Source organism: Helicobacter cinaedi CCUG 18818 = ATCC BAA-847 (assembly GCF_000155475.1).
GTDB lineage: Bacteria > Campylobacterota > Campylobacteria > Campylobacterales > Helicobacteraceae > Helicobacter_C > Helicobacter_C cinaedi.
In genome coordinates, this window is the sequence record NZ_DS990391.1 from 807,068 (window position 1) to 816,388 (window position 9,321).

The 9,321-nt window shown below is 38.9% G+C and carries 9 protein-coding genes and 1 pseudogene; 6 read left to right on the forward strand and 4 right to left on the reverse strand.

Annotated features, from left to right (window positions below):
• The first annotated feature begins 20 nt into the window (after window positions 1-20).
• The 5 genes from HCCG_RS04125 (at window position 21) to tsf (ending at window position 3,712) form a co-directional block, all read left to right on the forward strand.
• Window positions 21-362, forward strand: coding sequence for a type II restriction endonuclease (locus HCCG_RS04125; protein ID WP_230197863.1), 342 nt, complete (start codon window positions 21-23; stop codon window positions 360-362).
• Entirely contained in the window at window positions 343-630 is a 288-nt protein-coding gene (locus tag HCCG_RS04130; protein ID WP_015453205.1) for a hypothetical protein, read from the forward strand. The genes HCCG_RS04125 and HCCG_RS04130 overlap by 20 nt, the downstream gene beginning before the upstream one ends.
• A gap of 4 nt (window positions 631-634) precedes the next feature.
• The gene (locus HCCG_RS04135) at window positions 635-1,639 is read left to right on the forward strand and encodes a DNA adenine methylase (RefSeq protein ID WP_002956178.1); all 1,005 of its coding nucleotides are present in this window, start codon (window positions 635-637) and stop codon (window positions 1,637-1,639) included.
• A gap of 215 nt (window positions 1,640-1,854) precedes the next feature.
• Entirely contained in the window at window positions 1,855-2,643 is a 789-nt protein-coding gene (rpsB, locus tag HCCG_RS04140; protein WP_002956179.1) for a 30S ribosomal protein S2, read from the forward strand.
• Between the two features lies 1 nt (window position 2,644).
• Window positions 2,645-3,712, forward strand: coding sequence for a translation elongation factor Ts (gene tsf / locus HCCG_RS04145; RefSeq protein WP_002956180.1), 1,068 nt, complete (start codon window positions 2,645-2,647; stop codon window positions 3,710-3,712).
• Window positions 3,713-3,779: 67 nt separating this feature from the next.
• On the opposite strand, the gene HCCG_RS04150 is transcribed toward tsf, so the two are convergent.
• Entirely contained in the window at window positions 3,780-4,898 is a 1,119-nt protein-coding gene (locus HCCG_RS04150) for an ABC transporter permease (protein ID WP_002956181.1), read from the reverse strand.
• Window positions 4,895-6,985: a glycine--tRNA ligase subunit beta gene (gene glyS / locus HCCG_RS04155; protein WP_002956182.1), complete on the reverse strand. Its 2,091-nt coding sequence runs from the start codon at window positions 6,983-6,985 to the stop codon at window positions 4,895-4,897. Before glyS ends, HCCG_RS04150 begins: the two co-directional genes overlap by 4 nt.
• 110 nt (window positions 6,986-7,095) lie before the next feature.
• Here glyS and HCCG_RS04160 point away from each other — a divergent pair, with 110 nt between their 5' ends.
• Window positions 7,096-7,821, forward strand: a complete 726-nt coding sequence (locus HCCG_RS04160; protein ID WP_002956183.1) for a hypothetical protein — start codon at window positions 7,096-7,098, stop codon at window positions 7,819-7,821.
• A gap of 11 nt (window positions 7,822-7,832) precedes the next feature.
• On the opposite strand, the gene HCCG_RS04165 is transcribed toward HCCG_RS04160, so the two are convergent.
• A complete protein-coding gene (locus HCCG_RS04165; protein WP_015453206.1) occupies window positions 7,833-8,909 on the reverse strand; it encodes a hypothetical protein in 1,077 nt (358 codons plus the stop codon).
• A 10-nt stretch (window positions 8,910-8,919) separates the two neighbouring features.
• Window positions 8,920-9,321 (reverse strand): annotated as a pseudogene (locus tag HCCG_RS12165) (MBOAT family O-acyltransferase); the annotation flags it as partial.

Genomic DNA, 9,321 nt, shown 5'->3' on the forward strand with positions numbered 1-9,321 from the left:
GCTTTTCAAGGTGAGTTGGTGTGGGTGAGTTTGTAGGAGCATACAGGACTTTGCAACTTGGCAATGGCAGGAGCTGGTGTCGGGCGAGTAGTAGTTTAGCTAAAACATATATTGTAGAGCTTGATAAATCGCTCACAAGCAGCAGTGCCATTGATGCTATAAGGTTGCAAGGATTTAATCCGCAAAAAGCCTTTAATCAAGCTATACGAAAAGATATTAAAGATTTTTACAAATCACAAAAATGTGTAATGCTAGGCGTTTGCGGTAAGAGTGAAAACACGACAATTGAGATTGATCACAAAGATGAGCAACAAACAAGAAAAAATCAACAAGGAGCAAGATGTGGCAAACATAGTTGGTAGAACAATAGGCAAAAAAATTGAAAAAGCATTTGCAAGTGATTTTGATAGGCTTAATCAAGATGGCACACCTTTTACACTTACAATAGATGAGATTAAGGAAAAAATCCCAGAATATTCTAGCGGCAACGGACATTCCGCCCTTAGAAATCAAGAAAAAGATGGAAAATCTATAGGATACCTGTGTCATAAACACATAGTTACAAAACATCGAGAGAAGGATACAAGCTTGAATAGCCGAGTCACTAGTGTAACCTTTAGCAAAAAATAATTTTATGAACTACATAGGCTCAAAGTGTAAATTACTGCCATTTTTACAGCAAAGCATAGAATCCACACTCAAAAAGCATAATACCAAGCCTTTGCAAGATTCTATTTTTTGCGATTTATTTGCAGGCACAGGGGCTGTGAGCAAGGCTTTTAAACTTAAAGTCAAGCAAGTGATAAGCAATGATAAAGAGTATTATAGCTTTGTGCTAAATCAAAACTATATTGCTAATCACACTCTCATTAACCGTGCAAATAAGCTAATAGAAATGCTCAATAACACGCCTTTGAAAAAGGGAAAGATTTTCACACATTATGCCCTTGGTGGGAGTGGAAGGCAGTATTTTAGCGATGAAAATGCGATGAAAATTGACGGGATAAGAGAGAGAATTGCTGCGTGGCAACAAAGTGGGTTTATCAATGAGGCGGAGTTTTACTTCCTCCTTGCTTCACTGCTAGAATCTGCCGATAGCGTGGCAAACACGGCTTGTGTGTATGGAGCGTTTTTAAAAAGGCTTAAAAAAAGTGCGACAAAAGAGCTTGTGCTAAGCCCTGCAGTGTTTGAATCTGGCCACAATAGCCATAAGGTTTTTAATGAAGATTCTCAAAATCTTATCACGCAAATTAGTGGCGATATACTCTATCTTGATCCGCCTTATAACGCTAGGGAATATGGAGCGAACTATCATTTGCTTAATACCATTGCGTTGTATGATGACTTTATACCAAAGGGCAAAACAGGACTTAGGGAATACAAAAAATCAGCGTGGTGCAAAAAGAGTTGTGTGGAGAATGCACTTGATTTTTTGCTTCAAAATGCACAATTTGAATGGATATTTGTAAGCTACAACGATGAGGGACTTTTGAGTTTAGAAAAAATAGAAAAGCTTATGAAAAAATATGGCACATATGCTTGTGTCAAGCAGGATTACCAACGCTTTAAAGCAGATTCCACGCGTCAGCAAAAGCAGAGTAAAACTACTGAGTATTTACATATTTTGCATAAAGCTTAAATTGTGGTGTCGCGGATTTAAGCTACAAAATAAGCCAACTTTTAGCCAAAAAGAGTTACAATCTCACCCTTTTGTGTGCTTTTACTTTTAAAATTGTTTTAAAATAAGGCGACAAAATTCACACATACCAATCCTTGTTAGGTTGCTGGATTCTGCAGATTGTGAGAATCTTGCTAAGGGGTATGGAGGACAAACCAAAACTTTAAGGAGAACCTATGGTAACAATGAAAGATTTGCTTGAGTGCGGTGTGCATTTTGGACATCAAACACGCCGATGGAATCCAAAGATGAAACGCTTTATCTTTGGCGTGAGAAAAAATATCCACATTATTGACTTGCAAAAGACTTTGCGTTATTTCCGCTACACTTACAACATTGTCAAAGAAGTCGCGAGTGAAGGCAAGGTGATTATGTTTGTAGGCACAAAAAAGCAGGCAAGTGAAACGCTAAAAGCTTATGCTGAATCTGTGAATGCACCCTATGTGAATTATCGTTGGCTTGGCGGTATGCTTACAAACTTTAGCACGATTAAAAAATCAGTCCGCAAGCTAGAGATTATTGAAGAGATGGAATCTAGTGGGCAGATTGATTTGCTGACTAAGAAAGAAAAGCTAATGCTCCAACGCAAGAAAGAAAAGCTTGATAAATATCTAGGCGGTGTGCGTCATATGAAAAAAGCTCCGGATATGATTTTTGTCATTGATGCGGCGAAGGAAAAAATCGCTGTGGCAGAAGCTAGAAGGCTTGGGATTCCCGTTGTTGCACCGCTTGATACAAACTGCGACCCTGATATGGTGGATTATCCAATCCCGGGCAATGATGATGCAATTCGCTCAATCCAGCTTTTCTGCAAAGAGATAAGCGAGGCGATTTTAGAGGGCAGGGCTGAAAATAAAGACTTGCAAGATGAGCAAGGCGAGGTGATTCCAGCAACTGAATCTGAAAAGCAAGAACTGCTTGATGAAGTGAAAGCTGAAGAAAATAGCGCACAAGAGGAGGCGTAAAATGGCAGATATTCCAGCACAGCTTGTAAAGCAACTCCGCGAGATGACTGACGCGGGAATGATGGATTGCAAAAAGGCACTTGTGGAGACCAATGGCGATTTACAAAAAGCCGTAGAATATCTGCGTGAAAAAGGCTTGTCAAAAGCGGCTAAAAAAGCAGATAGAGTGGCTAGTGAAGGCGTTGTGAGTGTGGAAGTAGCAAGTGATTTTAGCAAAGCAAGTATGATTGAGATAAATTCTGAAACTGACTTTGTGGCTAAAAACGATACATTTAAAGAGCTTGTGGATAGGACGGCAAAGGTGGTGTATGAGAACACACTTTCTTGTACACAGAGTTTGCAAAGTATGAGCGTTGAGGGCGTGAAGTTTGAAGAGTATCTCCAGCAAAATATCGCTAAGATTGGCGAAAATATCGTTGTTAGGCGTGTTACCACGCTAGAAGCAAAGGGCAGTGGCATTGTGAATGGCTATGTGCATTCTAATGGGCGTGTGGGTGTGCTGATTGCTATGAAGTATGGCAGAGATTCTTCAAAAAATGCCTGTGTGGAACTCGCTAAAAGTATTTGTATGCACGCAGCAGCGATGAAACCTCAAGTGCTAAGCTATACAGAGCTTGATAGTGAATTTATCCAAAAAGAAAAGGTTGCCATTATCGCTGAATTGAAAAAAGAGAATGAAGAGCTACAACGGCTTGGCAAACCACTGCATAAGATTCCAGAATACATTAGTCGCAGTGAATTAAATGAATCTGTGCTGAAGGCTAAAGAAGCACAATTGCGTGAAGATTTAAAAGCTCAAGGTAAGCCAGAGCAGATTTGGGATAAGATTTTACCCGGGCAAATGGAGCGATTTATCGCTGATAGCACCTTGCTTGATCAAAGAATGACGCTTTTGGGGCAGTTTTATGTAATGGACGATAAAAAGACCATTGCTCAAGTGCTAGATTCTAAATCTCAAGAGCTAAATGACAGCATAGAGATTGTGGAGTATGTCCGCTTTGAGTTGGGTGAAGGCATTGAGAAAAAAGTAGAGGATTTTGCTGCTGAAGTCGCCGCCCAAATGCAGTAAGCTTTCAACTTCGTATTTATAAAAGTACAAGGGATTAAGACGCTTGTGCTTTTTTTATTTTAGAATCTCACTCAATTCGCTTTGTTTTCTTGTAAATCACCCATACGCTCGCACCAATATACAATAAACACAAAAAGAGCAGATTTAAAAAATATCCCCAAATACTACTAAAACTCGCACCCATTTGATTGAGTTCTAAAAGTCCATTAATGCCGTGATAGGCTGGGAGAAAAGCGATAATATCACTCGCCCAAGGGGCAATCTGGGCTTTGGGCCATATAAATCCTAGCAAAAAGACAATCGGCATTGAGGCTAACATAATGATTTGCGTTGAGTAGGCGCGTTTAGGTAAAAGTGTGCCAAAAAACACACCAAATGCGGCAGTGGATAAAATAAAACCTATGCTAAAAAGCCAAAAATCAAGAATGTGTGCATTGATATGCACGCCATAAAATTCATACGCAAAGCCAAAATAAAACGCAAAAAGCACAACATAAATACAGAAAAATACAAAAATCTTTGATAGCACGATGAGAAGCGGATTGGCACTTGCGTAGTAGTTTCTCACCCCTTGATTATACTGCTGATTTTGCGTTCCACCGATGATTCCAGCTCCTGCTATAAGCGTTTGGTGTAGGATAAAAATAAGCACGGGAGCTAGAGTGTAGTTAATATAGCCCATTGATGTGTTAAAAAGTGGAATAAGGCGTGGGGATAGAATCTCGTGTTCTTCTATTTTGATTGTAAGACTAGCATTAAACGCACTTATCACATCAGCAGCCGCATTAGCAATAGAGCCATAAATCAGTAAATATGACGCATTTGCCATAATAGACAAAGTGGGTGGAATCTGCTGATAGAGGTGCTTTTCAAAATTATGCGGTATGGTGATAAGTCCATAGATTTGATTAGATTCTATCATCTCTTGAGCAAGGCTGGGATTATCTAAAATCTCCACCACCTCCAAATGCGGTGAGGCTCTAAAAAAAGTGATAAGCTCTCGCGATGAAGTGGAGCTATCATAATCAATAATGGCGATTTTCTGCTTTGCCACGACATCATTATAATAAGGCGTAGGGTAGAGAAAAAGATAAAAGAGTGATCCACCAAAAATAATCAGCATTGCCGATACTGAAGTAAAAATACTCTTTGCTTCAAGTAAAAAAATGGAATAAAAATGTTTCACAATGTAATTTCTCTCATATCACCTATGCGGAGAAACTCGCTATGCACACTAAAGACAAGCATTTGCCGATTGGTTTTAATGGCGTTGTTTTCATCATTGACAAGCACGGAGTTAAAAAACGCCTCTAAGGGTTCTTTTAAACTAAAAAGTGCGGTAATTTGAGAATCTACATCTGCAGTAAGTGCTTGGGATTTAAGCGATTTTAGGGCTTGGAAAAGAGCGATTTCTTGCGGCAGCTTAAGCAGCGATTCATCAATATGTGTGGGCTTAATCTCATCGCTTAAAATATTTGCCACACGCTTAAATAGGCTGACTAAGGCTTGTTTATCGCTTTTTTCAAAAAACGCATTTAACGCCTTGGTATTGCGGATAATGTTTTTAAGGTTTAGCACCCTTTTGTTATTCACACGCGCCTTTAGCACACTGCGGATAATTGAAGGATTGATTTTCAAAGCCCCCTCTAAGCGTTCAATGAAAAACTGCTCTATGCGTTTCATATCACTTATCTTATAGCCACCTGCTTGATAAAGCCTTGGCATATCGCTAAGTAAGTCAAAGTCTAAGTCATAATGGTTAATGATTTTTATCACACCATTTGCCGCGCGTCTTAGGGCAAAGGGGTCTTTTGAGCCACTTGGAATCTTGTCAATACTAAAAAGGGCAAAAATATTATCAAGCTTAATGCTTAGGGCTAAAATCGCACTTAGAATATGGCTAGGCAGGGCAGAATCTTCACCTGTGGGCAGGTATTGCTCCTTAATAGCAAGGGCAACAAGCGGGTGAAAGCAAAAATTTTTTGCATAGTAATAGCCCATAACACCCTGCAACTCGGTAAATTCATACACCATTTCGGTAAGCAAATCCGCCTTAGCATATTTCGTGGCTTGGGTGAGAATCTGCCTTGCTTCATCTTTAGGCATATCTATTGAATCTAAAGCAGGGGCAAAAGATTCTAAAAGGGCGTTAGCTAGGGCAGATTCTCGCTTAGATTTATCAAGCAAAGAGCCTAGATTTTCTACAAAAACAATCTGCTCTAAAAGCTCGGGTGTAAAGCCCTTTTTCAAGTCATTTTCATAGAAAAACATCGCATCAGCAAGTCGTGCTTTGAGTACCTTTTGATTACCCTGCACGATGGGGCTTAAATCTTTAGCCGTGGAGTTAGACACAAGCACAAAGCCATTATGAAGCACAGAATCTTTATAAGTCGCAAAGTAGCGTTGATTTTCTTTCATAGAAGTAATGATAACTTCACTAGGCAAGGCAAGGAAGCTAGAATCAAAGCTCCCATACGCCGCTTGCGGATATTCTGTAATAGCTACAATCTCATTTAGCAAATCTGTGTCAATTTCAACCTGAATCTTGTGAGCTGATTCAAGCTCGGCGATTTGGCTAAGGATTAGCTCTTTGCGTTTATCTTGGCTAAGAATGACAAAATTTTTCTGTAATGTATCAAAATACTGCTCTATGGAAGTGATTTTAAAAGGCTCAAAGCTCACATCTCTATGCACAAAAATCTGTGCTTGTTTGCCAAAGTGGCGATTAAAGGCATTCACGCAAATGCTTTGCTCCCCTAGTAAAATAAGGATATTTCTCACAGGGCGGATAAAGCCTTGCTCCACATCGCCCCAAAACATACTTTTGCCAAATTGCAATGAATGAAGCCACTCTACCACCATAGATTCTAAAAGGCTAGAAGTTTCCACACCCTTTTGCGTAATAGCATAATACAGCACTTCTTTATTATCTTTTATTCTTGTTTCAAGCTCTTGCTCTAAAGGGAGATTATTTTTTTTATAAAAGCTCTCTCCGGCTTTGCTTAAGCCCTTCGTTTTATCCCCATCAATGTAGGCAATGCTTAAAGGGGGACCATAAGATTCTATAAGAGAATCTGGCGTGTGAGCTAAAAAGCCCTCTTCATACAGCACAAGGCGTCTAGGCGTATAATACAATGTAGGAGTAGAGCTGACATTGTGCTTTTTGGCGATACTCTGCCATTTTTGAATAATATGTGGTAGCTCTTTTAGCAAAGGCAGTGCGGGAAGCTCTTCGGTAAGAATCTCAATAAGCAAGGGCAAATGTGATTTCAAGGATATTCCTTTTTTAGATATGATTGCGTAATTGTAACGGCATTGTTATTAAAAAGTGATTTAAAAGTGGCAAATTTTGTGAAAAGAAGTGTGAAAATAAGGGAGATTTTGTGAGAAAAGTTTGGTTTTGTATGTTTTGTTTATGCGTTTTTTTGGGTGAGATGAGTGCTTTGCCATTGCATAAGATAGAGGGTAAATGCGTTGAACCTAAGAAGTTTAATAAAAATCAAAAGCAAGTGATTTTAAAGGCATTCAAATATGGTGCAAAAAGTGGCTTTGGCTACACAATGGCGGCTATTGCGTGGAAGGAATCTTGTGCGGGGGAATATAGGGTAAATTTTGCTGACCCATCAGCGGGAATCTACCACGCGCATATCCCGGGCATTATCAAAAAGCATAAGCAAAAGGATTCTGCATTTATGCGGAATATGGTAGGAGAGCTGCTTATGCGAGATGATGAGTTTGCTTCACAAACCGCGTTAGAGGAGCTAGGCTATTGGCACAAGGTGCGGAGGGGGAATTGGTATGAGGTAATAAAGTCCTATAATAAGGGCTTTAGCTGGGAAAAGGACAGGGAGCGGGATAAAATGGCACAGGCGTATTTTGAAGATGTTGCAAAGCGAGTAAAGGAGCTGCAAACCTATATTCCAAAAGTGAGTTCAAGCACAGCGCGCCTTGCTAAGAAGGATTATGCTTTGGAGTTTTTGAATAATGCCACACAAGGCGTGTTGAGCGAGAAAAATGCGATAATCAAAGATTCTGTGGCAGATTTTAGGCAAAATCACAAAAACACAAAAAGCAAGGATAGGGAAAAGTTTATCATCTTGGAGGAGTAGGTGCGTGTGAGCTATCTGCTGAAGCGAGATTCTATCTCGTGCATAGTTTTTAGAGACTGCTTGAGATTATCCTTTGTAATAAATATGCCAAAATCCTTTGGTATAGAATCTGCATTCCGCTGAAAAATCCTATTTAAGCTCAATATGTCAATATCAGGGATATGGTGAGTTTCTTCGTAGTAATTGTAGTCATTTGTAGTTATGCTATTAAGATAGCCAAAATGCCAAAATCCATTAGGGAAGTTCTCCGCCATTAGTAAAAGGATAGAATCTCTTACTTGTGGAGAAAAAAGTTTAATAGTGCTATGGTGCATAGGGGCTGTGTAGATAATGCAAATAATATGATGTTTTGCACATAGGGCGTTTATATTGTGGAGCGTTTGTTTTAGTAGGATAAGTGAGCGTTTGTTTATAGAATCTTGTGGTCTTACAGGAGGCTTATGGAAGCTTGGCTCATTTGCGACATAGGCTTGTGGATTCTGATTTCTTTGTTTTTCGCGTATGGTGTAGCCCCAAATGCCTGTGTGTATGTCTTCAAATTGAGGCAGTTCGTCATAGTCTAAAATGACTTTAAATTTATCATAAACAGCTCTTGGAAGAAAATTAAAAAGATATGAAGCATAAAATTCATTTACACTTTTATGCGTTATCTCATAATGCCAAGTGCGTTGCATATCGTTTGCTGTGCGGTAATCAATGATATTTGCGGCGTGGTCTAGCCCAATTTGAATAATAGCGTATTTGATAGGATAGTCTTTTTCTATGAGATATTGCAAGAAGATTTCCGCATCAAGTGGATTAGCACTTGAAAACCAAGCATTGTAAAATTTAGAATCTGGCAAGTAGGATTCTGCTACTTTTGGCTCTATGAGGCCTATGCGTGAGCTACCGATAAGATAGGCATTAAAGTCATTATAATGTGTTTTTAGGTATTCAATTTTTTCATATCGTTGCACATGATGTATGCTTTTTGGTGCAAATTGATGGGTAAAAATTTCATAAGGATTAAATACATAATTAAATAAAGCATTGCAAGGAAATAAAATTGTAATCAGTAATGCGTATAGGCAGTATCGTTTATAGCTCATTGTTTGTCTCCTAAAAATTAAAATATAAAAATTCGGAGACATTATTGAGAGCATTGATTGAAAGTGCAAAAATTATCCAAAACCACACCACATAAAACCAATTTGGCTTAAAACGATTGAGCCACTCCACCCCATTCCTAAAGCCCAAACACACAATAAAAGCTCCTAGAATACACCCCCACACTTCATAGGAGCTATCAGTAATGGCATTTGCCCATATATCAAAACTTATGAAACTATTACTTATTTGAGAAATAAAAGGTAGGAACTTAAGCTTTATTAATATATTTTCCACCACAATAGGCAGCACCACCTCCCCACCAAACATTCCCTTTAACAGATTCACCGCCCCTTGTAAGTTTTCAGCACGAAAAAATACCCAAGCAATATTGACAAAATTAAAGGTAATAAA